The following is a 26,012-nucleotide window of genomic DNA, read 5'->3' on the forward strand; positions in this document are numbered from 1 at the left end:
TGAACAAACATCACTGAACAGAATCAAACACTAGTGTTCGGCGTCATCGCCGGAAGGGGTGCGGTAGCGGGATCAGAGCGCGGGCAGGCGGGGCTCCACCCAACCGGTCTCGGTGAGCTGGTGCAGCACCCGCTGCACCGCCTCCTCGACGGTCAGCTCGGTGGTGTCCAGCACCAGGTCCGCGTCGGTCGGCTCCTCGTACGGGTCGTCGATGCCTGTCATCCCGGTGAGCAGTCCCGCCCGGGCCCGGGCGTACAGGCCCTTGCGGTCACGTCGCTCACAGACCTCCAACGGAGTTGCGACGTGCACCAGCACGAACCCGGCGCCCGCCGCCGCCGCCATCTCCCGGGCGGTCGCCCGGGCCTGGGCGTACGGGGCGATCGGGCAGCAGATGCTGATCCCGTGGTGCCGGGCGATCTCGGCGGCGACCCACCCGATCCGGCGCACGTTCGTGTCCCGGTCAGCCTTGCTGAAACCCAGCCCGGCGGTCAGTTCGCGACGCACCACGTCACCGTCGAGCAGGGTGACGGTGCGCTCGCCCTCCTCACGCAACGCGTCGGCGAGCCCCCGGGCGACCGTCGACTTGCCGGAGCCGGAGAGCCCGGTGAAGAACACCACCAGGCCGCGATGCCGTCGGGGCGGCCGGGCCCGGCTCAGCTCCTTCGCCACGGCCGGCGGAGTGTGCCACTCGGGCAGCGGGAAACCCCGGTCCAGCAGGTCCTCGATCTCCGCCTGGCTCAGCGCGAGCCGCCGGTTGCGGGGTGGGATGTCGTCGCGCCAGCGCCACTGGCCGTCCCGGTTGTCGTAGGCCAGCTCGCGGGGCACCAGCACCCGCAGCCCGGCACCGGAGAGCATCTCTCCGGTGGAGAGCAGGTGGGTGACGCCGTACGCGGCGGAGACCCGGGCCAGCAGCAGCGCGTCGCTGATCTCGTCGCGTCGTCGGGAGAACGGCACGGCGACCAGGGTCGCCGGTGGCATCCGGTCCCGGGCGGCGAACACGCTGCGCACCAGCGCCTCCGGCGGCAGCCCGCCGGTGCCGTCCTCGCCCACCGGAATCATGATCAGCAGGTGCGCGCTCAGGGTGCGTACGGCGTGCGCGATCTGGGCCAGTTGCGGCCGGTGCAGCGGGCGGTCGGCGACCACCCCGAGCACCCGGCCGGGCGGCAGCAGCCCACGAATCTCCTCGGGCGTGCGCCGCAGCCGCTGGAACGGACCGTGTCCGCCGTCGCCCAGCCGGCGCACCGTGCCACCGACCCCGGCCACCCCGTCGCGGATCGTCCAGGCGTCGGCCACCTCCAGGGCGGCCATCGGCGCGCCCTCACTGTCGGTGAGGACAAGCGTCCGGCGGTCCGCGTCGGCGAGGTCGAGTTGCTGCACAAGCGTCGTGGGCACCTGGAGGGTGACGGCGACCGGCCAGGGAGCACCGTCGACGAGCCGGCCCCGGCGGCTGACCGAGACCAGGTCGGCCCGGGTCATGAAGCCGGCCAGCGGCGCGTACGCACCGATCAGCAGCAGTTCGAGATCCGCGAGTTCACCGGGACGCGGCGTGTACGCCGGTGCCTCCCGCAGCACCTCGTCGGGCAGCACCCACCCGTTGCTCATCAGACCCCCAACTCCGGCGACCGGCACACAGTTTCGCAGCCGGTCGCCGATCGGTCGAGAGCGCCACCACGCTCACCGGGTCACCGGTGCCGGCGGGGCCGCCCGGCCACCGCGAACCGGCTGCCCGCAGCGGCCGGCAACAGGGCTGGCGGCACCCGGTCGCCGGCCGCTGCGACCGGTGTCCCCGCACGTCGTACGCGCTCGGCCCGATCAGCCCAGCGCGGCCGCACCGAAGGAGACGGCGAAGCGCTTGCACCAGATGGAGACGCTTGTCAGGTTCGTCAACTCGACCTCGTCCGGGATCTCGTAACCCTGGTCGCCGAGATTGCCCTTGAGTCGTCCCAGCTCGACCCAGCGGCCGTCGTCGAACACGTGCCACCCGGCCCGGCCCTCGACGACCGGCTGGTCGGTCAGCCAGACCCGCAGGTCCGGACCGTTCGAGGTGTTCAGTCCGACCAGCTCCAGCCGGTGCCGCCCGTCGGCGGTACGCACGATCCGCGCGCTGCCGGAGGTGTCGTGCTCGTGACTGATGAAGTCACCGGAGCTGACCAGGGTCGCGGTGGCCGGCTCGGTGGCCGCCGGGGAAGCCGGCGCGGAACTGGCGGGCGCGGCCGGGCTGGCCGACGCCGCCGAGCTGGCAGGTGTGGCGACCGTGCTCAGTCGCTCGGCCACCTCGGCGTCGGTCAGCAGCTTCCAGGGCTGGAACCAGTACAGGCCGAAGGCCGAGCCGGCGGCCAGTACGGTGATCGCGATCCACGTCAACGGGGCGCGTAACAAGCGGCTGATCATGTTGTTCAGTCTGTCGCGCCCGATCGCGTCGTGTCAGCCAGGCAATCCTTACGATATTCGAACCGATTGCCCGGCGGCGGCATACCGGCGGCGTGGTCGATCTCCCTAGGGGGAGCGGGTGTGCCGGTATCAGGGGAAACGGGGGTTGCTTCCGGAGCGCGGCGCATTGTCCGACGGCTCTAGGCTGACGGCGTGACACTGATCGCAACCGAGTCGTTGACGAAGGTCTACGGCGGCGGGGTCACCGCACTGTCCGATCTGACGGTCGCGGTGGAACCAGGGATCGTCGGCCTGGTCGGCGCCAACGGCGCCGGCAAGTCGACCTTGATCAAGCTGCTGCTCGGCCTGCTCACTCCCACTAGCGGCCGGATACAGGTGCTGGGGCTGGACCCGACCGCCGACACGGCGGCCGTGCGGGCCCGGGTCGGCTACATGCCGGAGCACGACTGCCTGCCGCCCGACCTCTCCGCCGCTGAACTGGTCACCCATCTGGGGCGGATCAGCGGCCTACCGCGCACCGTGGCCCGGGAACGGGCCTCCGAGGCGCTGCGCCACGTGGGCCTGCACGAGGAGCGGCACCGCCCGGTGGGCGGCTACTCCACGGGCATGAAGCAGCGGGTCAAGCTCGCCCAGGCGCTGGTGCACGATCCCGACCTGCTGCTGCTGGACGAGCCCACGAACGGCCTCGACCCGGCCGGTCGGGACGCGATGCTCGCCCTGGTGCAGCGGATCGGCACCGAGTTCGGCATCTCCGTACTTGTCTGCTCGCACCTGCTCGGCGAGGTCGAGCGGATCTGCGACACCCTGGTCGCCATCGAGGGCGGACGGCTGTTGCGGGCCGACCACATCGCCGCCATGACCTCGGCCACCGACGTGCTCGCGGTCGAGGTGAGTGAGGGCACCGAGATGCTTGCCGCCCGGCTCGCCGCGCTCGACCTGCCGGTGGGTCGCGAGGGTCGGCTGCTGCTGGTGCCGCTGGCCGACCAGGGCACCTACGACCTGATCCTCGGTGCGGTGGCCGAGCTGGACCTGCCGCTGCACCGGCTGGACCAGCGCCGGCACCGGGTGGCCGAACTCTTCGCCCGGAGGGAGAACAGCCATGCCTGAGCCGACCGGCGTCATCCACGACATCGGCTACCAGCGCTACACCGGCCCCCGGCTCGGCCGCCGGCACGTCTTCGGGGCGCTGTACCTGCACGGTGTGCGGACCGCCTTCGGGCTGGGCCGCAGCGCCAAGGCCAAGATCTTCCCCTGGCTGGTGGTCGGCATCGTGCTGCTGGTCGCCGCCGCGGTGACCGCGATCCGCAGCCAGATCGGCGAAGTGATCATGACGTACGCCCAGTTCGCCGACGCGATGAGCTGGCTTGTCATCTTCTTCGTCGCGGTGGCCGCACCCGAGCTGGTCTCCCGCGACCTGCGCAGCGGGGTCCTGCCGCTGTACTTCTCCCGGCCCCTGCCACACGCCGACTACCCGCTGGCCAAGCTGCTCGCTCTGGTCACCGCGCTCTTCCTGCTGCTCGGCGCGCCGCAACTACTGATGTTCCTCGGCGGTGCCTTCACCGCCGACGGCATGGGGGCGGTCTGGGACGAACTGCTCGACCTGCTGCCCGGGCTGCTCTACGCCGGGCTGTGGGCTGTGGTGTTCGCCTCGGTCGGTCTGCTGATCGCCTCGATGACCGGCAAGCGCGCCTTCGCCGCCGGCGGGATCGTCGCCGTGTTCCTGATGACCACGCCCATCGTCGGCATCCTGTCGGTCCTGCCCTCGCAGACGGCGAACCAGCTGGCCGGCATCGCCTCGCCGCCCACCCTGGTGCAGGGCGTCGGCCTCTGGACGATGCGCGACCTGCTGGTCACCGAAGACAACAGCGCCGACCTCGACCTCGGGGCCTTCGGTCCGGTGTACGCGCTTGTCGCCGTCGCGCTCGTGGCGGGCTGCGTCGCCCTGCTGTTGGCCCGCTACAAGAAGGTGGCCGCACGATGACCACGACGAACACCGCCCCACCGGCGGCCATCACCGCCAGCACCCTCGACCTCGCCGGGGTCTCCCGCTGGTACGGCAACGTGGTCGCGGTGAACAACGTGAGCATGAGCCTCGGGCCCGGGGTGACCGGGCTGCTCGGCCCCAACGGCGCGGGCAAGACGACCCTGCTGCACATGATGGCCGGCTTCCTCACCCCGTCCCGGGGGCAGGTCACCCTGGACGGCCGGCCCACCTGGCGCAACCCGGAGGTCTACCGCCGGCTCGGCCTGGTCAGTGAGCGGGAGGCGGTGCACAGCTACCTCACCGCGTACGAGTTCGTGCTGGCCACCGCCAAGCTCCACAAGCTGCCGGATCCGCAGGCGGCGGCCCGGCGGGCCATCGACCTGGTGGAGATGGCCGACGCGCAGGACCGCCGCATCGGCACGTACTCCAAGGGCATGCGGCAGCGCACCCGGGTGGCGGCGGCGCTCGTGCACGACCCGCAGGTGCTGCTGCTCGACGAGCCGTTCAACGGCATGGACCCACGCCAGCGGCTGCACATGATGGAGCTGCTGCACTCCCTCGGCGACGCGGGGCGGACGATCCTGTTCAGCTCGCACATCCTGGAGGAGGTCGAGCAGGTCTCCGGCACCGTCCAGGTGATGGTCGCCGGCCGGCTCGCCGCCTCCGGCGACTTCCGGACCATCCGCCGGCTGATGACCAACCGGCCGCACGTCTTCGCCGTCCGGTCCACCGACGACCGGGCGCTGGCCGTGGCGCTGATGGCCGAGGTGTCCGTCACCGGGGTCGAGCTGGGGCGCGACGGCCTGACCGTCCGTGCCGGTGATTACGGCGCCTTCACCCGGGCCCTGCCGAAGATCGCTCTGGCCCGTGGCGTGCGGGTACGGCAACTGGTACCCGAGGACGAATCCCTGGAGAGCGTCTTCTCCTATCTGGTGGAGGCCTGATGTCCACTGTCACCTGGATCACCGCGCGTGGCCTGTTCGGGCGTCGCCGGTTCCTGCTGCTGCTTCCGCTGCCCGTCCTGCTGGTGGGGCTGGCCGTCCTGTCCCGGGGGCTCGGGGTCGAACCCGCCGACTGGGGGCCGCCGGTGCTTGTCGGCCTCGGGTTGGCCGTGGTGCTGCCGGTGGTCGCCCTGATCGTCGGCACCGGGGTGCTCGGGGCCGAGATCGACGACGGCACTGTGGTGCACGTGCTCACCACGCCGCTGCCACGCTGGCAGATCGTGCTGCCGAAGCTCGCCGTCGCGGCCGGAGTCACAGCGGTAAGCGTCGCGGTCCCACTGTTCGCGGCGGGCCTGCTTGCCGATTCGGTACGCCTCGGCGTGGCGCTCGCCGTGGCCGCGTCGGTCGGCGCGCTCGCCTACTCGGCGCTGTTCGTGGCGGCCAGCCTGCTCACCCGGCGGCCGGTGCTGCTCGGCCTGGTCTACGTGCTGATCTGGGAGGGGCTGCTCAGCAACGTGGTCACCGGCACCCGGGTGCTGTCGATCCAGCACTACGTGATCGCCCTGGCCGACCGGCTCGCCCCGACCGAGCTGCTCAACACCACGGTCTCCGTACCGGTGGCGGCGGTGATGACCGCGCTGATCATCGTCGCGGCCACGTTCCTCTCCATCGACCGCCTACGCTCCTTCTCGGTAGCCGGCGAAACCAGCTGACCCGCCTGGGCGGGCGTCGGGAGGCAGGACTTTCGGGGAAAGTGCTGCCTCCCTGGCTGGCGGCTGTTGAGGCAGCACTTTCCCGATGGTGCGCGGCATCCTCAGAAGGCGCAGGCGATGACCAGTTCGGGGGTGCGGTCGGGCAGCAGGTCGAGCTTGTTGATGCGGCCGGCGGCGCGCAGGTCGTCGATGACAAGTGTGAGCTGGTCGAGCAGGGCGGCCGGACCGAGCGCCTCGGCCAGTGGCACCTCCGCCTTCATCGACAGCTTCCGTTCCGACTTGGCCCGGCGGACCTGACCCAGTGCGTCACCGGCGAGGCGCAGCAGGTGTGGATCACCGTCGCCCTGGATGGCCCGGCCCACCTCGTACGTGGTCGGCCACGGCGCGCGGTGCACCGAGCCGTACCGCCACCACGACCAGACCTCCTCGGTGGCGTACGGCAGCACCGGGGCGAACAGCCGCAACTGCACCGACAGTGCGGTCGCCAACGCCGCCCGGGCCGAGTCGGCCCCGGCCCCGCTGCCGTAGGCGCGCTCCTTCACCAACTCGATGTAGTCGTCACAGAACCGCCAGAAGAACGACTCGGTGGCCTGGAGCGCCGCCGTGTGGTCGTACCCCTCGAACGCCGTTGTCGCGGCCGTCACCACCTCGGACAGTTCGGCGAGCATGGACCGGTCCAGTGGCTCGGTCGCCGGTGCGCGCAGCGCGTCGGCGGCGCCCAGCCCGAGCGCGAACTTCGACGCGTTGAGCAGCTTGGTGGCCAACCGTCGGCCGACCCGGATCTGGGCCGGGTCGAAGGCCAGGTCGGTGCCGGGCTTGCCACTTGCCGCCCAGTACCGCGCCGAGTCCGAGCCGTGCTGCTCCAACAGCGCCATCGGGGTGACCACGTTGCCCTTGGACTTCGACATCTTCTTGCGGTCCGGGTCGAGGATCCAACCGGACAGCTCCGCCGTCCGCCAGGGCAGCGTGCCGTGCTCCAGATGCGCCCGGACCACTGTGGCGAACAGCCAGGTGCGGATGATGTCGTGCCCCTGCGGGCGCAGGTCCATCGGGAAGACCCGGCGGTACAGGTCCGGGTCGCGTTCCCAGCCGCCGACGATCTGCGGGGTCAGCGACGAGGTGGCCCACGTGTCCAGCACGTCCGGGTCGCCGATGAAACCGCCCGGCACACCGCGCTGCGACTCGTCGTATCCCGGTGGAGCGTCCTCGGACGGGTCGATCGGCAGCGTGGACTCTTCGGGCGTGAGAGGCTGGCTCCAGTCCGGCTCGCCAGCGTCGTCGAGTCGGTACCACACCGGCACCGGCACCCCGAAGTAGCGTTGCCGGCTGACCAGCCAGTCGCCGGTCAGGCCGCCCACCCAGTGCTCGTAGCGGTGCCGCATGTGCTCCGGCACCCAGCGCAGCTCCCGCCCCCGGGCCAGCAGTTCGGCCCGCAGGTCGGCGTCGCGGCCACCGTTGCGCAGATACCACTGCCGGGTCGAGACGATCTCCAGAGGCCGGTCGCCCCGCTCGTAGAACTTCACCGGATGGGTGATCGGGCGCGGCTCACCGACCAGCTCACCCGCCTCGGTCAGCTGCTCCACCACGGTCCGCCGGGCAGCGTTCACGGTCTGCCCGGCCAGCGCCGCGTACGGCCGTGCGGGCACCCCCGCCGGTGGCTCCGGCAGCAGCCGGCCGTCCCGGCCGATCACCACCCGGGTGTCCAGGGCCAGTTCCCGCCACCAGGTCACATCGGTCAGGTCACCGAAGGTGCAGACCATCGCGACGCCGGTGCCCTTGGCCGGGTCCGCCAGCGGGTGCGCGCGCACCGGCACCTCGACCCCGAACACGGGGGTACGCACGGTCGTGCCGACCAGGTCGGCGTACCGCTCGTCGTCGGGATGGCAGACCAGCGCGACACACGCCGGCAGCAGCTCCGGTCGGGTGGTGTCGATAAGGACCTCGCGTCCGTCGGGCGCGTGGAAACGCAGCCTGTGGTAAGCGCCGGGGCGTTCCCGGTCCTCCAGCTCGGCCTGCGCCACGGCGGTGGCGAACCCGACGTCCCACAACGTCGGCGCCTCGGCCTGGTACGCCTCACCCCGGGCCAGGTTGCGCAGGAACGCCCGCTGGGAGGTGGCCCGGGCCACCGGCCCGATGGTGGTGTACACCAACGACCAGTCCACCGACAGGCCGAGCCGCCGCCACAACGCCTCGAAGACCTGCTCGTCGGCGAGCGTCAACCGCTCGCACAGCTCGATGAAGTTGCGTCGGGAGATCGGGGTCGGGTTCTTCCGGGCGGCGTCGTCCACCGGACCGGTCGGCGACTCCCAGTCCGGGTCGTACGGCAGCGACGGGTCGCACCGCACCCCGTAGACGTTCTGCACCCGACGCTCGGTGGGCAGTCCGTTGTCGTCCCAGCCGATCGGGTAGAAGACCGTCCGGCCGCGCATCCGCTGGAACCGGGCGACCAGGTCGGTGTGCGTGTACGAGAAGACGTGGCCCATGTGCAGCTCGCCCGATACGGTCGGCGGCGGGGTGTCGATCGCGTATACGTCCGACCGCTCCTTCGTGCGGTCGAACGCGTACGTGCCCTCCTCCTGCCAGCGGCGCGACCAGGTCTCCTCAAGCCCGTCCAGGTTCGGGCGCTCGGGGACACCGGTACGGGCCGTCCTCGCCGTATCAGTCATTCGCCGATCCTAGGCACCCGTACCGGGGTGGGCACCCCATTACCTGATCACGAACGGGTCAGAGCAGCGAGTCGCGCCACTGGCGGTGCAGGGCGGCGTACCTGCCGCCCTCGGCGACCAGTTCGGTCGGCGGCCCGTCCTCGACGATCCGGCCCCGGTCGAGGACCAGGACCCGGTCGGCGGTCTCCACCGTGGAGAGCCGGTGCGCGATCACCAACGCGGTCCGGTCTCGCAGGATGCTGCCGAGCGCGTGCTGCACCAGACGCTCGGTAGGCACGTCCAACGACGAGGTGGCCTCGTCCAGGATCAGCACCGCCGGGTCGGCCAGGAACGCCCGCGCGAAGGCGACCAACTGGCGTTGCCCGGCGGAGAGCCGGCCACCGCGTCGATGAACCTGGGTGGCGTACCCGTCGGGCAGCGCCGAGATGAAGTCGTGCGCGCCGATCGCCCGAGCGGCGGCCTCGACGGCGGTGTCGTCCGCGTCCGGGCGACCGAACCGGATGTTGTCCGCCACGGTGCCGCCGTACAGGTGGGTCTCCTGGGTGACGAGCACCATCGCCCGGCGCAGGTCCGCGTCGGCCACCTCGCGCAGGTCCACCCCGTCGAGCGTGATCGTGCCCGCGTCCGGGTCGTGGAAGCGGGCGAGCAGCTTGGCGACCGTGGACTTGCCGGCGCCGGTCGGCCCGATCAGGGCCACGGTCTGCCCGGCGGGAACGGTGAGGTCCAGCCCGGTGAGGATCGGTGAGTCGAGGCGGTACCCGAACGACACCGCGTGGAAGCGGACCGCACCGCGGGTCGGACCGTCGGGCAGCGGCACCGGCCGGGCCGGCTCGGCGACCGAGGGCCGCTCGTCGAGCACCCCGGCGAGCTTCTCCAGCGCCGCCGTCGCCGACTGGAGCGAGTTGTAGAACTGGCTCAGCTCCTGCATCGGCTCGAAGAACCGGCGCAGGTAGAGCAGGAAGGCCGCGAGCACACCGACCCCGGTGTCGCCGCCCAGCACCCGGGCGCCGCCATAGCAGAGCACCACCGCGACCGTGACGTTGCCGATCAACTTGATGCCCGGCGAGTACGTCGCGATCAGATGGAAGGCATGCCGGCTGGACCTGCGGTAGTCGTCGTTCACCGAGTCGAAGATCTGCTGGTTGCGGGCCTGACGGCGGTACGCCTGAACCGCCCGGATGCCCCGCATCGACTCGACGAAATGGACGATGACAAGCGCCATCGCCTCCCGGGTACGCCGATACGCGGAAGCCGAGGCCCGGGCGAACCAGCGGGACAGCCAGAACAGCAGCGGGAAGGCGAGCAGCGTCACCGAGGCCAGCGGCAGGTCGAGCCAGAGCAGGATGCCGGCCACCGAGACGATCGTCAGGGCGGCCATCACCAGGCTCTCCACCCCACCGTCGACCAACTCGGCGATCGAGTCGATGTCGCTGGTCAGCCGCGAGATCATCCGGCCCGACGTGTACCGCTCGTGGAAGGCCACAGGCAGGTGCAGAAAGTGCGCGTACACCCGGCGACGCAGGTCGAGCAGGACGGCCTGGCCGATGCGGGCGGAGAGGGCGAGGAAGCCCCGCCGGGCCAGGTACTCGACGCCCGTCGCGGCGGCGAACGACACGGCCACGGTGATCAGCGGGCCGGGCTCGCCGGCCCGGAGCGGCTCGATCCCCCGGTCGATGCCGAGCATGACCAGGTACGGCCCGGACATGGCGGCGGCGTTCTGAGTCAGCAGCAGCGCGACCGCCCCGCCCAGCCGCGCCCGGTGCGGTCGCAACACGTCCGCCAGCAGTGCCCGGCTGCGTGCCCGGAGCCGGGCCACCGCTGCCGGGTCGGTGTCCTCGGCGAGGCTGCGGTCGGCGTGCGGATCCGGTGCCACCCCCCGCCAGTGATCCGGGTCGGCTTCGGGCGGCGGGTCCGGCACAGCCGACGTGGCGGTCATGAGAGGACCAGGGGAGAGCCGCCAGGTGTTGGATCGATGGATGCCGGCGTTCCGGCGATCGACGGTACGGCCGGCTCGGCGGAGAGCAGTCCACGGTAGGCGGGCACGCTGGCGAGCAGTTCGGTGTGGGTGCCGACGGCGGTGATCCGGCCGTGCTCCAACAGTGCCACCCGGTCGGCCAGCGCGATGGTGGAGGGACGATGCACCACCAGCAGCGCTGTGGTGTTCCGCAGCACCCGTTTCAGTGCCGACTCCACCAACGCCTCGGTGTGCACGTCGAGTGCGGAGAGTGGATCGTCGAGCACGAGCACCGCCGGTCGGATCAGCACCGCCCGGGCAAGGGCGAGTCGTTGCCGCTGGCCGCCGGAGAGCGACAGGCCCTGCTCCCCGAGCCGGGTTCGCAGGCCCCACGGCAGGTCGTACGCGAACTCCGCCTGGGCCAGCGCCAGGGCTGCCCGGACCTCGTCCTCACCGGCGTCGGGTCGGCCCAGGGTGAGGTTCTCCCACACCGACATGGAGAACAACGTCGGCTCCTCGAAGGCGACCCCGACCAGGCCGCGCAGTGCGGCCAGCCGCAGGTCGCGCAGGTCGTGCCCGTCCAGCGTGATGCGGCCGGCACTGACCTCGTTCAGGCGGGGCACCAGGGACAGCAGGGTGCTCTTGCCGCTGCCGGTGGCGCCGACCACGGCCAGGGTCTCGCCGGGCTCGACGGTCAGATCGAGGCCTCGCAACACCGGCACCCTGCCACCCGGATAGCGGAAACACACCCCCTCGAAACGGAGCCGGCCGCGCACCGTCGAGCGCGCCAGGGCGACGGCGACCGGCGGGTCCACGATGGCCGGCCGGGTGTCCAGCACCTCCTGGATACGATCGGCGGCGGTGGCCGCCTCCTGGCCGTTGGCGATGATCCATCCCAGCGACTGCACCGGCCAGATCAGCATCAGTTGGAGACTGACGAACGCGACGAGCTGGCCGATGGTGAGCCGGCCACCCGCGACAGCCGCGGCACCGGCGACCAGGACCACGCCCAGGGTCAGGTTCGGCACCAGGTCGAGCAGTGCGGAGGTGCGGGCCAGCAGCCTGCCCTTGTCGATCCCGGTGTCGTGCAACGCTCTGGTGCCGGCCGCGAACCGGGCGGCGAGCTGCGGACCCCGGCCGTACGCCTTCATCGTGCGCAGGCCCTGCGCGGTCTCCTCGACCAGGGTGGCCACGTCACCCTGCTGGTCCTGCATGCGACGGGACGCGACGTGGTAGTGCCGGCCGAAACGGCGGGCGATCAGGAAGAGCGGCACCGCGCTCGCTGCCACCAGCAGGCCCAGCGCGGGGTGCAGCCGGATCAGCAGCACCACCACGACCAGGTAGGTGACCACGTTGAGAATGAGGAAGAACAAGCCGAAGGAGAGGAACCGGCGCAGCACCGACAGATCGCTTGTGATGCGGGAGAGCAACTGCCCGGACGGCCACCGGTCGTGGAAACTGGCCGACAGCTGTTGCAGGTGGGCGTAGACGTCGGTGCGAATGGCCGCCTCCATCGCCACCGAGGACGACGACTGCACCCACCGGCGAATGAAGATCAGCAAAGCTTCGGCCAGCCCGAGCAGCAGCGCCAGCCCGGCCAACACGAACAGACCGGTCAGGTCACGCCGGGCCACCGGCCCGTCGACCACCTGCTGCGCCACCAGGGGTACGGCGATGCCCGCGCCGGTGGCGGCGAGCCCGGCCACCATCAACCAACCGAACTCGAACGCGTGTGGACGCAGGTAACGTCGCAGTCGCCAGAGGTTGCGCAGGGGATGTCTACGGACCTCGCCCCGGTCGGCCGGGCCGCCGTCGCTCCCCGCAGCCACTACCCGACGGTAGCCGCATTTGGCAGCGACGCCGCTGTCGGCTTGCTGTCAGAGCCACCCCGCCCGCCCCGCCGTGCCCCGCCGCGCCGTGCCGTGCCCTGCCCCGCCGTGCCCTGCCCCCGCCCCGCGGCACGTACCGTCGCCGAGCGCCGCCGTCGCCCAGTCAGTCAGTGCCGTCAGTCCCGTCGGCCCGTCACCCCTGTCGGGTGCGGCAGCTCCGTCACGGCCGTGACGATGCGTGGCTGCCGCGCCCGTCCACCAACGTGTCAGCGGCCCCCTTTGCTCTGCTTCAACCCGCGCAACGGTTACTCTCCGTGCCACCTCGTCTGGCGGGGTCGGACCGCCGCCCTGCTTCGGCGCTGGTCATCGGCTATTGCGTGGGTTGAAGCAGAGCAAAGCGTGCGGAGGGGAGACAGTCGGCCGGCGGCTTGTTCGTGGTGGCTGTCACCCAGCGTGATAGTCACAGTGGGTGAGTGCTGGCCTCCGGTGCGGTGGCAGGAGGCGTTGGTGGTGCCACGGCGCGGTCTGGCCGGCGATCGGGTCCGGCTCAATGGGCCTGGACGCCGCGTCAGCCGAGTCGTTCGTGGTCGAGGAGCCAGCGTTTCACCGGCAGCCCCCAGCGATAGCCGCCCAGCGTGCCGTCGGTGCGTAGCACCCGATGGCAGGGTACGAAGAGCGCGGCGGCATTGCGGGCGCACGCCGCGGCGGCGGCGCGTATCGCGGCGGGGCGGCCGGCGAGTGCGGCGTAAGCGGTGTAGGTGACCGGCTCGCCCGGTTTGACGTCGCGCAGCACCCGCCAGGCGTGTGACATGAACATCCCGCCGGTGTGCTGTTCGACCGGAATGCCGTCGATCGCGGCCAGGTCGCCGTCGAGGTAGCTGGTCACGGCGGCGGTGACCGGGCCGAGTTCCGGCCGCTGTCGCGGTTCGCCGCGCAGGCTCGGGTGCACGAGTGGCAGCAGGTTCGCCGGGTCCGCGGTGAAACCCGACGCCCGTACCGCGCCGTCCGGAGCGACGAGGACGGTGAACGGTCCGGCGGGGGTGGCGATGACCGTGCTGTCGATCGTGCTGTTCGTACTGATCATGTGATTCTCCAGGGTTGAACGATCGGGCGGATGGCCGGACTCATGCTGATCGCCAGAGACGGATCACGGCGTACGACCGCCAGGGGCGCCAACGCGCTGCGTACTCGTCGAGGGTTCTGGGATTGTCGGTGAGGCCGAGGGCGGCGGCGCCCCGACGTACCGCGAGGTCGGTGGGGAGGAACGTGTCGGGGTCGCCGAGGGCCCGCATGGCGAGGTAGCCGGCGGTCCACGCACCGATGCCCGGGATCGCGGTCAGCCGCCGCGCCGTCTCGTCCCGGTCCCCACCCGGCTCCAGGTCGAGTTCGCCGGCCACGACCGCCCGCGCCACCGCCCGGATCGTCTCACGTCGCCCCGCCGGCATCCGGAACGCGGAATCCGCCACCCCGAGCAGTTCCTCCGCCGTGGCGAACCCGGACAGTGCCCCGGTCCCCGGAGCCTCCTGATCACCACGGGCCGCTCGGAGGAGATGGGTGAGGGTGGTGCGGGCGGAGGCCAGGGAGACCTGCTGAGTGGTGATGGCGCGGACGGCCATCTCGAAGCCGTCCACCGCGCGCGGGACGCGTACCCCGGGCTCTGCCGCCACCGTCGCCGCCAGCGCCGGATCGGCGGCGAGGGTCTGGTCGACGGCGACCGGGTCCGCGTCCAGGTCGAGCAGGCGCCGGCACCGGGCCACGGCGGGGGCCAGGTCGCGCAGGTCGGTCAGGCGCAGCGTCGCCGCCACGTGATCGGCCGCCGGGGTGAGCGTGGCCTCGCCGGGGCCGTGCGGCAACCGCAACCCCCGGCGGTACGCCCCGTCGGCCAGCTCGTCGACCCCGGGCAGCGTGCGCCGGGCGAGGAAGTCGAGCAGCGCGGCGGTGTGCAGTGGCGGCCGGTACGCCAGCCGCAGGGTGACGGTGCCCGCGCCACCGACCGCCGTGCCGTTGCCGGTACGCAGCTGCGACGGCGGTGCGCCGTAGACCGCGCGTACGGTGTCGTTGAACTGCCGGACGCTGCCGAACCCGGCGGCGAACGCGATCTCGGCCAGGCCCAGCCCGGTCGTCTCGATCAGGGTGCGGGCGGTCTGCGCGCGCTGGGCCCGGGCCAGTGCCAGCGGACCCGCGCCCAGTTCCGCCCGCAGCATCCGGTGCAGGTGCCGCTCGGTGTAGCCGAGCCGGGCGGCCAGCCCGGGTACCCCGTCGCGGTCGACCACGCCGTCGGCGATCAGTCGCATCGCCCGGCCGACCACGTCGGCCCGTACGTCCCAATGGGGTGAGCCGGGGGAGGCGTCCGGGCGGCAGCGCCGGCAGGCGCGCAGCCCGGCCCGCTGGGCCGCTGCCGACGACGGGAAGAAACGCACGTTCCGTCGCTTCGGGGTCATCGCCGGACAGGACGGCCGGCAGTAGATGCCAGTCGAGGTCACGCCGGTGTAGAACCAGCCGTCGAACCGCTGGTCACGGCTGTCGACGGCCCGGTAACACCGCTCGAAGTCCAGTTCCACGTCACCGATGATGCGCCTGCTCCCACCCGCCCGGCTCGCGGAATTCGGACCACACCCTACGGGTCACCGACCAGGCCGCGCGGAGCGGAAGTGTCGGTTGTGGTGGGTAGCGTGCGGCCACCAACTCCAGAAGGGTGCGGCAATGGCTAGCGTGGCGGGTCGGGCGACGTCGGGACACGAGCACCCACCGCTCGACCCGACAGTGGTCCAACGCTTCTACGGCCGGATGCGCGCCGTCGCCCCCGCCGCGGTCGGTGCCATCGAGCGGGACCGCGCCGACGACCCGGGCCGTGCCTTCGGCGACACCGCCTGCGGCCGGCTGGTCAGCTCGCTCGACCAGGACGGGGTGCGCGCGCTCGGGATGTGGGTGCACCACTGGTGCATGCGCTTCTACGACGACGACACCCGGGCCGCGCTGCGGCTGCTCCGGGCGATCGCGGCCCGACCGGGGCTGGGCTGGACGGCCGACGAGGTCCACTGGATGCTCGGCGAGTCGCAGCACGCCGCGCCCGCCGCCGCCCGCTTCACGCTGCCGCTGGCCGCCGCCGCCGAGCTGGCCCCCGGTGTCCTGCGGATCGACCTGCCTGCCGGTGACCGAGTGGTACCGGCGTAAGCTGGCTCGTCGTGAGTCTCACCATCGGCATCGTCGGCCTGCCCAACGTCGGCAAGAGCACCCTGTTCAACGCGCTGACCAAGAACGACGTGCTCGCCGCGAACTACCCGTTCGCGACAATCGAGCCCAACGTCGGCGTGGTCGGGCTGCCGGACGAGCGGCTGGACAAGCTCGCCGAGATCTTCAGCTCGCAGAAGGTGATCCCCGCCCCGGTCTCGTTCGTCGACATCGCCGGCCTGGTGCGTGGTGCCTCCAAGGGGCAGGGGCGGGGCAACGCGTTCCTGGCCAACATCCGCGACGCCTCGGCGATCTGCCAGGTGGTGCGGGCCTTTTCCGACCCGAACGTGGTGCACGTCGACGGCAAGGTCTCCCCGGGCGACGACATCGAGACGATCAACACCGAGCTGATCCTGGCCGACCTCCAGACGCTGGAGAAGGCGCTGCCCCGGCTGGAGAAGGAGGCCAAGCTCCGCAAGGACCGGGCCGCCGCGGTGGACGCCGCGCGCCGGGCCGTCGAGGTCCTGGACGGCGGCACCACCCTCTACGCGGGTGCGGCAGCAGCCAACATCGAGCTGGAGCACCTGCGTGAGCTGCACCTGCTCACCACGAAGCCGTTCCTCTACGTCTTCAACGTCGACGAGGCCGAGCTGAACAACGCCGAGTTCCTCGACGAACTGCGAGCGCTCGTGGCACCGGCCGAGGCGGTCTTCATGGACGCCAAGATCGAGTCCGAGCTGGTGGACCTGCCCGAGGACGAGGCCCGGGAACTGCTGGAGTCGATCGGGCAGTCCGAGCCGGGGCTGGACCAGTTGGTCCGGGTGGGGTTCCGCACGCTCGGCCTCCAGACGTACCTCACCGCCGGCCCCAAGGAAGCGCGGGCCTGGACCGTGCCGATCGGCGCGACCGCCCCGGAGGCCGCCGGGGTGATCCACTCCGACTTCCAGCGCGGCTTCATCAAGGCCGAGGTCGTCTCCTACGCCGACCTGGTCGAGGCCGGTTCGATGGCCGCGGCCAAGGCGGCGGGCAAGGTACGCATCGAGGGCAAGGAATACGTCATGCAGGACGGCGACGTCGTCGAGTTCCGCTTCAACGTGTAGGCGCGGACCGATGGGGGCGTCCCCTGGGTGTCGCTCCCCGAGTCGACCGATGGCGTTCCGCTCTGTCGTCTACCTGGTCGCCCGTCGCCGCCGTACCCGTTTCGTGGCGTAGGCCCGCCGCCTCGGCCGTGCGGGGGCGGTCGGATACGTGCTGCCGGCCACCCCGCACCGCTGTTCCCGGGCGTCACCGACCTGCCGGCCGGGATGTCAGCCGGCGCGGAGGGCGTCGTCGACACCGGTCTCGCGGTTGCCGAGGTGCACCGGGTCACGGCCGGAGAGGACGTCCAACGCGGCCTTCAGGCCGGCGCCGTACTCCCGGACGGAACTGATCCGCCAGGTGCGGTGGCTCAGCTCCCGGGCGGTCTCGTCGCCGACGCCGTAGGCGTCGATGCCGAGGTGCCGGCAGACCGTGACGGCGCGGGCCAGGTGGAACTGCTGGGTCACCACAGTCGCCCGGTCCACCCCGAAGATCCGCTTCGCGCGGGCGCACGAGTCGTAGGTGTCGAAGCCGGCGTGGTCGAGCACCACCTTGTCAGTCGGTACGCCCTGCTCGACAAGCCAGCGCTGCATCGCCTCGGGCTCGTTGTACTCGTGGCGCATGTTGTCGCCCGAAACCAGGATCGCCCGCACCTTGCCGGCGGCGTACAGCTCTCGGGCGATCTCCAGCCGCGCGGTGAGGAAGGGTGCCGGGGTGCCGTCGGGCTGGACCCGGGTGCCCAGCACCAGGGCGACCGGAGTCTCGGGGACGGTCGCGACCGGGTGGGTGCGTCCCTCGGCGCCGGAGCGGATCCAGCTCACGCTCGCCAACACACCGGTCATCAGCATCACGACACCGAGCCCGCCGGCCAGCAGCGTGCGACGCAGCCAACGACCCCGGCCCCGGTCCCGGATGTCTCGAAATCTGGCCGCCAGCGACGTACGGATCGGCATGCGTGCCAGTATCCCAGCCCGGTGCGAGAGCCCCGGCGAGCCGGCCGCCGCTGCGGGGCCGACTGTGGTGCGGGGCCGGCCGGTGGTGCGGGCACGACGACGATCCGGCCGTCGCGCCCGCACCAGGCTCACCCGAGCCGGTACACCGAGATGTGCGAGGTGCTGTCCGGGCCGAAGGGGGACCGGTCCCAGTCGGCGTACCGTTCGGCGAGCCGGAGACCGGCCTGCCCGGCCAGTTCGTCGATCTGCTCGGGCCACAGGTAACGCATCGCGAACGGGTGCAGGTGCACCCCGGCGGAGTGGAACGTGATGGTCTGCCGGAGGAACGTCTGTTCCTCGCGGTCGTACTTGTGCAGGCGGATGGTGGCCGACTCCTCGGTCACCTCCCGCATCTGGACCTGCTCGTCCCGGTCGAAGTCCGCCGGGTCGGGCACGAACGTCTCGATGACGAACGCGCCGCCGGGGGCGAGCACCCGCGCGACGTTGCGGAAACAGTCCGCCTGCCGCTGGGCGCCGACCAGGTTGAACAGGGTGTTGAAGACCAGATACACCATGGTGTACGGGCCGGTCACCGGCACGTCCGCCATGTCGCCGATGGCCACGGGGATGTCCTGTCCACCGGGCTTGGCCCGCATCTTGCCGACCATTTCCGGTGACGCCTCGACCCCCGCCACGGTGATCCCGCGCGCGGCCAGCGGCAGGGCGACCCGGCCGGTGCCGATGGCCAGTTCCAGTGCCGGACCGTCGCCGACCAGTTCGGCGAGGAACTCCACCGCCGGTGCCGGATCGGGTAGACCGCCAGGCTGGTCGTAGGTGTCGGCCCAGAGCCGACCGAAGTGTCCCGGGTCGTCGAAGACCGACATCAGCGGCCTCCGTCGTTGCTACCGGCGCCGCCCGGCGCCTTGTCCGATGATTCCCACGTACGCACGAAGCCTCGATTCGATGGGGTTGACGATGCCTGCTCGCTGCGTTGGCGTCTTCAGGTGCCTCATGTCGTCGCTCCCTTCGTCCGGCTGGTGCGTGTTCAGGGCATCGCCCTGCTCGTGAGTCAACAGGTCTCGATTTCCGGCGGCAACTGAAATCCCGGGCGGGTCAGCTGATGTAGTGCAGGATGACGTTGTGCACGTGGTGGCTCTTCTGGTCGCCGCGGAACTCCACCTCGTAGGTGTGCGTACCGACGTGGATGGCGATCGCGCCGGTGGAGAAGAACGAACCGCCCCATGACTTGTTGCTGACCACGCTCACGCTGGTGATCTTCGAGTACGGAATGCTGGTGATCGCGTACTTCTTGCCGACGAACGAGCGGTCCTGGATGATGACGCGCCGGTCGGTCAGCCCGATGAACCCGGTGCCGGTGCCGACAGCGTCGTAGACGGCGATGATCTGTTCGCCGTCGAGCAGGCCGCTCTGGATCTGCTGGAACTGTTCCTTGCGGTCATATGTCGCGTTGGCCATGCCGCCCACGGTAGGCAGCAGGCGCCAGCTGACGTACCGTCAGCTCTCGGTGACCGCGCGGTACGCGTCCTCGATCCGGGCGGCCAGCAGGACTTCACCCTCGGAGAGCGGCTCGTTGCCGTGCCCGACCCGGATCTGGGTGTGATCGGCGCGCCGACTGATCTCCGGGCGCAGATGCAGCGCGTCGGCCACCACCTTGACCCGCTCGGTCAGCGCCGCGTGTTGCGTGTCGTCGATGACGAGAGTGCGCCGGATCTGCTCACCCTCACGCGTCCAACCGGACAGTAGGGTGAGGGCGTCGCTGAGGTAGTCGTGCTTCGTCCGACTGCCGAACAGCGCACGCATCACCGCACCTCCCAGGCTTCGTTGCCGGCTTGTGGCCAAATCGTCGCCGCCCCGTGTCATTGTCGGTGCCTCTAGTCTTACGTCGCACGGTGGGGGTGTCCACGCCCACACTTCCGGGTATTCCTGGCCTGACGGACGAGCAAGCTACCCAAACCGCCGATTGATCTGGCACCCTGGACGCCCGTGCGGACCGAACGGGCGAACGACGGCGGAAACGCCGTGCGACGCGATCCGAAGGTGATCGTTGGCGCGGCCATCATCAGGGACGGGCGGGTGCTGGCCTGTGCCAGATCCGCCCCGCCCGAGGTGGCGGGCATGTGGGAGTTTCCTGGCGGCAAGGTGGAGCCGGGGGAGAGTGAGACGGCGGCCCTGGCCCGCGAGTGCGTCGAGGAACTGGCCGTACGCGTGGAGATCGGCGAGCGGGTCGGCCGCGACGTCCGGATGGCACACGGACGCTCGGTCCTCAAGGTGTACGCCGCCCGCCTCCTGCACGGCGACCAGCCCCAGGCCCTCGAACACTCCGCCCTGCGCTGGCTCTCCGCCGCCGACCTGGACACCGTCACCTGGCTCCCCGCCGACGCCCCCATAGTCGCCGCCCTCCGCCCCCTCCTAACCCCCTAGCCCCTCTCTCCCTCCCCCTCGTTCAGCGTTGATCATGAAGTTATTGCTGTCGGCAAGCGCTTTCCAGAGCAATAACTTCATGATCAACCGGCGGCTCGGCGGAGTGGGGAAGGGCGGGTTGGGAAAAAGGGGCGGGGGCCGCGGCGGATGCCGCGGCCCCCGTTGACGTCGGGTCGGTTAGTGGTTGCGTTCGTCTTGGTCGGGGTGGGCGAAGTTGAGGTGCTCGGGGGGGAGCGGGAAGGTGACGTCGTCGCCGAAGGGGGAGGGGGCGGCGGCGCGGTCGAAGGTGAGCTCCGTGAGGGGGAGCTTGCCGCTGGCGTCGACCGCGGGGGCGGTCGGGTGGGGCACCTCGCGGTGCCAGTTGACGCCCTGCTGGGCCTGCACCTCGGCCTGGGCGTCGTGCGAACCGCCCGCGTGGGAGTGCACACCGCCGCCCGCGGCGCTGGAGCGCACCGCGCCCGGGGAGTGTCCGCTGGTCACGCTGGTCTGAGGCACCTGACCCCTCCGGAAGATCTTGCTACCGAGCCACACAAGTGGATCGTACCTGCGGTCGACGACCCGTTCCTTCATGGGGATGATCCCGTTGTCGGTGATCTTGATGTGCTCGGGGCAGACCTCGGTGCAGCACTTGGTGATGTTGCAGAAGCCGAGGCCCTGTTCGGTCTGTGCGTAGTCCTTGCGGTCGGTCCGGTCGTCCAGCGGGTGCATGTCCAGCTCAGCGGCCCGGATGAAGTATCGGGGCCCGGCGAACGCCTGCTTGTTCTCGTCGTGGTCCCGGATCACGTGGCAGACGGTCTGGCACAGGAAGCACTCGATGCACTTGCGGAACTCCTGCGAACGCTCCACGTCGACCTGCTGCATCCGGTAGTCACCGGGGGCGAGATCGGCTGGGGGAGCGAAGGCCGGGGTCTCCCGGGCCTTCTCGTAGTTGAACGACACGTCGGTGACCAGGTCCCGGATGACCGGGAACGTCCGTAGCGGGGTCACCGTGATGGTCTCGTTCTCCTCGAACGTCGACATCCGGGTCATGCAGCCCAGCTTGGGCATCCCGTTGATCTCCATCGAACAGGAGCCGCACTTGCCGGCCTTGCAGTTCCACCGGCAGGCCAGGTCAGGCGCGTCGGTGGCCTGCAACCTGTGGATCACGTCGAGGACCACCTCGCCCTCGTTGACCTCGACCGTGTAGTCCTGCAGGTCGCCACCCTCGGCGTCACCCCGCCAGATGCGGAACTGGCGCTTGGCGCCCGGCTTGCCGGGCGTTCCAGACGTTTGGGTGCCCATTCCTCAGCGCTCCTTCTCGGCGTCAGCGTCGGTGGCCGCGTCGGCGGCAGCGGCATCGGCGGCGACGAGGGCGTCGAACTCGGTGAGTTCCTCGTCGGTGAGGTACTTGGCCAACTCGGCGCGGTCGAACAGGCCGATCAGCTCGGAGCGCATCTTCGGCAGCGGCTTGCGCTCCAGCCGGACGGTGTCGCCCGCCAGGGAGCAGACCAGGTTGACCCGCCGCCACTGCGGATCCATCGTGGGGAAGTCCTCGCGGGTGTGGCCGCCGCGCGACTCCCGACGTTCCAACGCCGCCTTCGCGGTGCATTCGGAGACGACGAGCATGTTGCGCAGGTCCAGCGCCAGGTGCCAGCCCGGGTTGTAGCGCCGGCCACCGGAGGCGCTGACCTTCGCCACCCGCTCGCGCAGCTCCGCCAGGCGGACCAGCGCGTCCTCCAGCTCAGCCTCCCGCCGGATGATGCCGACCAGATCCCCCATCACCGCCTGGAGGTCCTGCTGAAGGGTGTACGGGTTCTCGCCGGTGTCCCGCTGCAACGGCGCCAGGGCGGTCTCCACAGCCGTCTCCACAGCCGCCACCGGTACCCGGGGCCGGCCGGTGAGCTGGTCGATGTAGGTCGCCGCGTGGCCGCCCGCCCGCTTGCCGAAGACCAGCAGGTCGGACAGGGAATTGCCGCCCAGCCGGTTGGAGCCGTGCATGCCGCCGGAGACCTCACCGGCGGCGAACAGCCCGCGTACCGACCCGTACGCGGCGCCGCTGTCCGGGTCGACCTCCACTCCGCCCATCACGTAGTGGCAGGTCGGGCCGACCTCCATCGGCTCCTTGGTGATGTCGACGTCGGCCAGCCCCTTGAACTGGTGGTGCATCGAGGGCAGACGACGACGGATCTCGTCGGCCGGCAACCGGGAGGCGATGTCCAGGTAGACGCCACCGGCCGGCGTACCCCGACCGGCCTTGACCTCGCTGTTGATCGCGCGCGCCACCTCGTCACGGGGCAGCAGCTCCGGCGGGCGCCGGTTGTTGTCCGGGTCGTCGTACCAGCGGTCCGCCTCCTCGGGCGTCTCCGCGTACTGCTTGCGGAAGACGTCCGGAACGTAGTCGAACATGAACCGCTTGCCCTCGGAGTTCTTCAGGATGCCACCGTCACCGCGGACCGACTCGGTGACCAGGATGCCCTTGACCGACGGCGGCCAGACCATGCCGGTCGGGTGGAACTGGAGGAACTCCATGTTGATCAGAGTGGCCCCGGCGCGCAGCGCCAGCGCGTGACCGTCCCCGGTGTACTCCCAGGAGTTCGAGGTGACCTTGTAGGACCGGCCGACTCCGCCGGTCGCGAGCACCACTGCGGGCGCCTCGAAGAGGACGAACTCGCCGGACTCCCGGTAGTAGCCGAAGGCACCGGCGACCCGGTCCCCGTCGAGCAGCAGCTCGGTGATCGTGGTCTCGGAGAAGACCTTGATCCGGGCGTCGTACGAGCCGTGCTCGCGCTTGTCCTCCTGCTGCAACGAGACGATCTTCTGCTGGAGGGTGCGGATCAGCTCCAGGCCCGTCCGGTCGCCGACGTGGGCCAGTCGGGGGTACTCGTGGCCGCCGAAGTTGCGCTGCGAGATCTTGCCGTCCTTAGTGCGGTCGAACAGCGCACCGTACGTCTCCAGCTCCCAGATCCGCTGCGGCGACTCCTTGGCGTGCAGCTCCGCCATCCGGAAGTTGTTGAGGAACTTGCCGCCGCGCATGGTGTCCCGGAAGTGCACCTGCCAGCTGTCCCGGCTGTTCACGTTCCCCATGGCCGCGGCGGCGCCGCCCTCGGCCATCACCGTGTGCGCCTTGCCGAACAGCGACTTGGAGATGATGGCGGTCTTCTTGCCGGCCAGCCGCGCCTCGATCGCCGCGCGCAGGCCGGCGCCGCCGGCGCCGATCACGACGACGTCGTAGTGGTGTCGTTCGATGCGAGTGGTAGTGGTCGTCATGTCAGGGGCCCTCAGTTGATGAACCGCAGGTCGGAGATCCACTCAGCGGAGACGGCCATGACGTAGAAGTCGGTCAGGGCCAGCGTGCCGAGCGTGATCCAGGCGAGCTGCATGTGCCGGACGTTGAGCCAGGAGACGTAGCCCCAGGCCCGGTAGCGGACGGGATGCTTGGAGAAGTTCTTCAGCCGCCCGCCGATGATGTGCCGGCAGGAGTGGCAGGAGATGGTGTACGCCCACAGCATGATCACGTTGCCGAGCAGGATCAGGTTGCCCAGCCCGAAGCCGAAGCCCTCGGGGCTGTGGAAGGCCAGGATCGCGTCCCAGGTGTTGATCAGCGAGATGATCGCGGCGAAGTAGAAGAAGTACCTGTGCGAGTTCTGCACGATCAGCGGGAACCGGGTCTCGCCGCCGTAGGAGGCGTGACCGTCGGGCACCGCGCAGGCCGGCGGTGACAGCCAGAACGACCGGTAGTACGCCTTGCGGTAGTAGTAGCAGGTCAGCCGGAACAGCAGCAGGAACGGCAGGGTGAACGCGGCGTCCGGGATGATCCACCAGCCGGGCAGGTACTGCCCGAAGTGGGAAGCCTCCGGCAGGCACCGGTCCGTCACGCACGGGGAGTAGAACGGGGTCAGGTAGTGGTAGTCCTCGACCCAGTACCACTTGTGCATGAAGACCCGGACCGTCGCATACGCTACCCACGCGCTGAGCCCGATGACCGTGATCAGCGGGGCAAACCACCAACGGTCCGTCCGCAACGTCTTCGCCGCGATGGCGGCGCGTGCGCGCATACCCCGCGGGTTCGTTGCCGATGATGTCATTCGCGTCGTCTCCCTGACGGGGCCCTGTCACGGGCGGCGGAACACTTCCGGGCGGCACGCGGATCGGGCGAACCCGCACCAGCCTGCCGCGTCATGCGCACACCAACGACCGCACCGGACGTACCGGTGCAGCTAAGTGACACACGTTACGCCGATCTAGGCGGGCCGTCCGCGCAAGGCAGTGTCCCGTGTGTCCCGCTCTTTGGAAAGCCTCCTGCCAAGATCAACATGCGAGCGCCCGGAAAAGATCGTTCAGCGGCGGACGAACGGTCAGCCGGACGCACCGCCGGTGAAGTTCCACGAGGCCAGCCGCAGCGACGGTGCCTCCCACCAGCCACCGTCCGCGCGGTCCGGCAGACGTACCGCGCGTCGACCCAGCTCCAACACCGCGCCGGGGGCGAGCGCCCGGGGGTACGACTCGGTGAAGCGCAGATCGCGGACCGCCCGGGTGACCTGACCGTCCTCGACCAGCCACAGTCCGTTGCGGGTCAGCCCGGTGATCACCAGACTCAACGGATCCAGTACCCGGGTGTACCAGAAATCGCTCACCAGCAGGCCCCGCTCCATCCGGGAGACAAGCGCGGCGGTGTCCGGGTCGGTGATCGCGCCGGCCCTGCCACCCGTCGCCAGACCAGCCCCGTCGGGACCACCCGCGTCGCCGGCAGCCACTGCGGTGGCCGTCGGACCTGGTCCGGCTGCCCCTTGATCCCGGGCCAGGAAAGCACCTGTCGCGTCGGCCGGTCCCGCCGTGCCGGCAGCGTTGAGACGTAGGTTGCGGGGGATCGGGCCGAAGGTGGCGCCGCCGGCCCAGGCGTGACCGGTCGAGGTGACACCAAGCTCGGCGGCACTGCGCCGATCGTGGGCGACGGCGCTCGTGGTGCCCGCGTCCACCAGGGTCAGTGCCCGACTCGACGTACCCTCCAGGTCGAACGACAGCCCGGAGGCCGCCAGCGGATCGTCGACCAGGGTCACCGCGCTGTCGAACTGGGACACGCCGAGGGCGGCGAACGACTGGCGCTCGGCGTAGCGCCGACCGTTGAAGCCGTACCAGGCCAGGTTCTGCAGCAGGTCCGCGACGGCTGTCGGCTCCAACACCACCGGATAGCGCCCGGGCGGCAGCTCGACCGGTCGGGCCGCCGCCCGTGCCTTCGCGGCGGCCCGCCACCCGAGGCCGGCACCATCGAGATCAGCGAGCCGGTCGACGTGCTGCCGGGCACTGCCGTCCGCGTCACCGGTCCGGGCGACGCCGTCCATCGCCGCATCCGCCGCCTGCCCCTGGGCAGAGTGGCCGGCCGAGTTGGCGAACGCCGCCACCCGGTGACCCGTACGGCAGTAGCCTGCGGTTTCCAGCCCGCCGGCCGCGTCCACGAACGCCCGGACCAGAGCGGCCCGCTCAGCCGGCCCGGCGTGGGCGGTGGCCGCGTCCCACTCCGGTGCGGTGGCCACCGGTGCCGCAGGGGTGAGCCCCGGCCAGGCCGGATCCGGCGGGGTTATCCGGGCTGCCGTCAGCACCCGCTCCACCAGGGCGCGTAGCCCGTCGTCGGTGACCGCGTTCCCGCTACCGGCGACGGTGCGCCCCGCCAGGTGCACCCGCAGCCGGACATCCACCGAGGACGCGGCCACGTTCTGGTGGATCGCCGAGTTTGCGAACCGGGTCAACGCCGATTCGACCCGGGTCACCATGACCTCCGCCTGCGCGGCCGTCCCGGCCAACCGGGCGACCAGATCCACCACCCGCCCGGCGAGGTCCAACTCGGCGTCACCGGCCCTGGCCGGTACGCCCGTCACGCCGTCTCCCGGTGCTCGGCGACGCCGGCCGACGTCACCACCTCGCCATGACGGTGCGTC

At 70.9% G+C, this 26,012-nt stretch carries 22 protein-coding genes; 7 read left to right on the plus strand and 15 right to left on the minus strand.

Translation table 11 applies throughout. The annotated features are described in order from the left end of the window. Positions 1 to 72: 72 nt before the first annotated feature. Complete coding sequence (gene cysC, locus CLT74_RS26145; RefSeq protein ID WP_099849803.1) at positions 73 to 1,602, minus strand: adenylyl-sulfate kinase; 1,530 nt, start codon at positions 1,600 to 1,602, stop codon at positions 73 to 75. 210 nt (positions 1,603 to 1,812) lie between these two features. Further along, complete coding sequence (locus CLT74_RS26150; protein ID WP_099849805.1) at positions 1,813 to 2,391, minus strand: DM13 domain-containing protein; 579 nt, start codon at positions 2,389 to 2,391, stop codon at positions 1,813 to 1,815. Between the two features lie 192 nt (positions 2,392 to 2,583). Here CLT74_RS26150 and CLT74_RS26155 point away from each other — a divergent pair, with 192 nt between their 5' ends. The 4 genes from CLT74_RS26155 to CLT74_RS26170 are packed head-to-tail and all read left to right on the plus strand — an operon-like array spanning position 2,584 to position 6,029. Further along, the gene (locus tag CLT74_RS26155; protein ID WP_099849807.1) at positions 2,584 to 3,498 is read left to right on the plus strand and encodes an ABC transporter ATP-binding protein; all 915 of its coding nucleotides are present in this window, start codon (positions 2,584 to 2,586) and stop codon (positions 3,496 to 3,498) included. After that, positions 3,491 to 4,372, plus strand: coding sequence for an ABC transporter permease (locus CLT74_RS26160; protein ID WP_099849809.1), 882 nt, complete (start codon positions 3,491 to 3,493; stop codon positions 4,370 to 4,372). The genes CLT74_RS26155 and CLT74_RS26160 overlap by 8 nt, the downstream gene beginning before the upstream one ends. Continuing rightward, positions 4,369 to 5,319 (plus strand): ABC transporter ATP-binding protein, encoded by a 951-nt coding sequence (locus CLT74_RS26165; protein ID WP_099849811.1) that lies wholly within the window; start codon positions 4,369 to 4,371, stop codon positions 5,317 to 5,319. The genes CLT74_RS26160 and CLT74_RS26165 overlap by 4 nt, the downstream gene beginning before the upstream one ends. Beyond that, positions 5,319 to 6,029: an ABC transporter permease gene (locus CLT74_RS26170; RefSeq protein WP_099849813.1), complete on the plus strand. Its 711-nt coding sequence runs from the start codon at positions 5,319 to 5,321 to the stop codon at positions 6,027 to 6,029. Before CLT74_RS26165 ends, CLT74_RS26170 begins: the two co-directional genes overlap by 1 nt. Positions 6,030 to 6,130: 101 nt before the next feature. Here the strand turns inward: CLT74_RS26170 and valS are convergent, their stop codons facing one another. From valS to CLT74_RS26195, 5 genes are all read right to left on the minus strand, one after another. Next, complete coding sequence (gene valS / locus CLT74_RS26175) at positions 6,131 to 8,695, minus strand: valine--tRNA ligase (RefSeq protein WP_099849815.1); 2,565 nt, start codon at positions 8,693 to 8,695, stop codon at positions 6,131 to 6,133. A gap of 58 nt (positions 8,696 to 8,753) precedes the next feature. Then, on the minus strand, positions 8,754 to 10,631 hold the full coding sequence (locus tag CLT74_RS26180) for an ABC transporter ATP-binding protein (RefSeq protein ID WP_099849817.1): 1,878 nt from the start codon (positions 10,629 to 10,631) through the stop codon (positions 8,754 to 8,756). Further along, positions 10,628 to 12,478, minus strand: coding sequence for an ABC transporter ATP-binding protein (locus tag CLT74_RS26185; RefSeq protein ID WP_099849819.1), 1,851 nt, complete (start codon positions 12,476 to 12,478; stop codon positions 10,628 to 10,630). Before CLT74_RS26185 ends, CLT74_RS26180 begins: the two co-directional genes overlap by 4 nt. A gap of 568 nt (positions 12,479 to 13,046) precedes the next feature. Next, the gene (locus CLT74_RS26190; protein ID WP_099849821.1) at positions 13,047 to 13,562 is read right to left on the minus strand and encodes a methylated-DNA--[protein]-cysteine S-methyltransferase; all 516 of its coding nucleotides are present in this window, start codon (positions 13,560 to 13,562) and stop codon (positions 13,047 to 13,049) included. A gap of 40 nt (positions 13,563 to 13,602) precedes the next feature. Continuing rightward, positions 13,603 to 15,039, minus strand: a complete 1,437-nt coding sequence (locus tag CLT74_RS26195) for an AlkA N-terminal domain-containing protein (RefSeq protein WP_099849823.1) — start codon at positions 15,037 to 15,039, stop codon at positions 13,603 to 13,605. A 142-nt stretch (positions 15,040 to 15,181) separates the two neighbouring features. Between CLT74_RS26195 and CLT74_RS26200 the strand changes: the two genes are divergently transcribed. After that, the gene (locus tag CLT74_RS26200; RefSeq protein WP_099849825.1) at positions 15,182 to 15,652 is read left to right on the plus strand and encodes a hypothetical protein; all 471 of its coding nucleotides are present in this window, start codon (positions 15,182 to 15,184) and stop codon (positions 15,650 to 15,652) included. Between the two features lie 11 nt (positions 15,653 to 15,663). Next, positions 15,664 to 16,749 carry a redox-regulated ATPase YchF gene (gene ychF / locus CLT74_RS26205; RefSeq protein WP_099849826.1) on the plus strand — a complete coding sequence of 362 codons (1,086 nt, stop codon included), beginning with the start codon at positions 15,664 to 15,666 and terminating at the stop codon, positions 16,747 to 16,749. Between the two features lie 207 nt (positions 16,750 to 16,956). Here ychF and CLT74_RS26210 read toward each other — a convergent pair whose 3' ends face one another. The 4 genes from CLT74_RS26210 to CLT74_RS26225 form a co-directional block, all read right to left on the minus strand. Next, a complete protein-coding gene (locus CLT74_RS26210) occupies positions 16,957 to 17,679 on the minus strand; it encodes an ElyC/SanA/YdcF family protein (protein WP_099849828.1) in 723 nt (240 codons plus the stop codon). A gap of 128 nt (positions 17,680 to 17,807) precedes the next feature. Further along, positions 17,808 to 18,542 (minus strand): class I SAM-dependent methyltransferase, encoded by a 735-nt coding sequence (locus tag CLT74_RS26215; RefSeq protein ID WP_099849830.1) that lies wholly within the window; start codon positions 18,540 to 18,542, stop codon positions 17,808 to 17,810. Positions 18,543 to 18,771: 229 nt separating this feature from the next. Beyond that, positions 18,772 to 19,134: a PH domain-containing protein gene (locus CLT74_RS26220; protein ID WP_093405480.1), complete on the minus strand. Its 363-nt coding sequence runs from the start codon at positions 19,132 to 19,134 to the stop codon at positions 18,772 to 18,774. A 39-nt stretch (positions 19,135 to 19,173) separates the two neighbouring features. Then, entirely contained in the window at positions 19,174 to 19,479 is a 306-nt protein-coding gene (locus CLT74_RS26225; RefSeq protein WP_099849832.1) for a 4a-hydroxytetrahydrobiopterin dehydratase, read from the minus strand. A 183-nt stretch (positions 19,480 to 19,662) separates the two neighbouring features. Here CLT74_RS26225 and CLT74_RS26230 point away from each other — a divergent pair, with 183 nt between their 5' ends. Next, a complete protein-coding gene (locus CLT74_RS26230) occupies positions 19,663 to 20,100 on the plus strand; it encodes a (deoxy)nucleoside triphosphate pyrophosphohydrolase (RefSeq protein WP_099849834.1) in 438 nt (145 codons plus the stop codon). 177 nt (positions 20,101 to 20,277) lie between these two features. Here the strand turns inward: CLT74_RS26230 and CLT74_RS26235 are convergent, their stop codons facing one another. The 4 genes from CLT74_RS26235 to CLT74_RS26250 form a co-directional block, all read right to left on the minus strand. Beyond that, positions 20,278 to 21,381: a succinate dehydrogenase/fumarate reductase iron-sulfur subunit gene (locus CLT74_RS26235; RefSeq protein ID WP_099849836.1), complete on the minus strand. Its 1,104-nt coding sequence runs from the start codon at positions 21,379 to 21,381 to the stop codon at positions 20,278 to 20,280. 3 nt (positions 21,382 to 21,384) lie between these two features. Further along, on the minus strand, positions 21,385 to 23,346 hold the full coding sequence (locus CLT74_RS26240; protein ID WP_099849839.1) for a fumarate reductase/succinate dehydrogenase flavoprotein subunit: 1,962 nt from the start codon (positions 23,344 to 23,346) through the stop codon (positions 21,385 to 21,387). An 11-nt stretch (positions 23,347 to 23,357) separates the two neighbouring features. Beyond that, the gene (locus tag CLT74_RS26245) at positions 23,358 to 24,164 is read right to left on the minus strand and encodes a hypothetical protein (protein WP_099849841.1); all 807 of its coding nucleotides are present in this window, start codon (positions 24,162 to 24,164) and stop codon (positions 23,358 to 23,360) included. Between the two features lie 270 nt (positions 24,165 to 24,434). Then, positions 24,435 to 25,952, minus strand: coding sequence for a TldD/PmbA family protein (locus tag CLT74_RS26250; RefSeq protein ID WP_486582577.1), 1,518 nt, complete (start codon positions 25,950 to 25,952; stop codon positions 24,435 to 24,437). Positions 25,953 to 26,012 lie beyond the last annotated feature (60 nt).

The sequence above is a fragment of the Verrucosispora sp. CNZ293 genome, from assembly GCF_002754655.1.

Bases quoted from the DNA above. Each gene is read 5' to 3' on its own strand.
- cysC (WP_099849803.1), bottom strand. From the start codon at position 1,602: ATGAGCAACGGGTGGGTGCTGCCCGACGAGGTGCTGCGGGAGGCACCG.
- CLT74_RS26150 (WP_099849805.1), bottom strand. From the start codon at position 2,391: ATGATCAGCCGCTTGTTACGCGCCCCGTTGACGTGGATCGCGATCACC.
- CLT74_RS26160 (WP_099849809.1), top strand. From the start codon at position 3,491: ATGCCTGAGCCGACCGGCGTCATCCACGACATCGGCTACCAGCGCTAC.
- CLT74_RS26165 (WP_099849811.1), top strand. From the start codon at position 4,369: ATGACCACGACGAACACCGCCCCACCGGCGGCCATCACCGCCAGCACC.
- CLT74_RS26170 (WP_099849813.1), top strand. From the start codon at position 5,319: ATGTCCACTGTCACCTGGATCACCGCGCGTGGCCTGTTCGGGCGTCGC.
- valS (WP_099849815.1), bottom strand. From the start codon at position 8,695: ATGACTGATACGGCGAGGACGGCCCGTACCGGTGTCCCCGAGCGCCCG.
- CLT74_RS26180 (WP_099849817.1), bottom strand. From the start codon at position 10,631: ATGACCGCCACGTCGGCTGTGCCGGACCCGCCGCCCGAAGCCGACCCG.
- CLT74_RS26190 (WP_099849821.1), bottom strand. From the start codon at position 13,562: ATGATCAGTACGAACAGCACGATCGACAGCACGGTCATCGCCACCCCC.
- CLT74_RS26200 (WP_099849825.1), top strand. From the start codon at position 15,182: ATGGCTAGCGTGGCGGGTCGGGCGACGTCGGGACACGAGCACCCACCG.
- CLT74_RS26210 (WP_099849828.1), bottom strand. From the start codon at position 17,679: ATGCCGATCCGTACGTCGCTGGCGGCCAGATTTCGAGACATCCGGGAC.
- CLT74_RS26215 (WP_099849830.1), bottom strand. From the start codon at position 18,542: ATGTCGGTCTTCGACGACCCGGGACACTTCGGTCGGCTCTGGGCCGAC.
- CLT74_RS26220 (WP_093405480.1), bottom strand. From the start codon at position 19,134: ATGGCCAACGCGACATATGACCGCAAGGAACAGTTCCAGCAGATCCAG.
- CLT74_RS26225 (WP_099849832.1), bottom strand. From the start codon at position 19,479: ATGCGTGCGCTGTTCGGCAGTCGGACGAAGCACGACTACCTCAGCGAC.
- CLT74_RS26235 (WP_099849836.1), bottom strand. From the start codon at position 21,381: ATGGGCACCCAAACGTCTGGAACGCCCGGCAAGCCGGGCGCCAAGCGC.
- CLT74_RS26240 (WP_099849839.1), bottom strand. From the start codon at position 23,346: ATGACGACCACTACCACTCGCATCGAACGACACCACTACGACGTCGTC.
- CLT74_RS26245 (WP_099849841.1), bottom strand. From the start codon at position 24,164: ATGACATCATCGGCAACGAACCCGCGGGGTATGCGCGCACGCGCCGCC.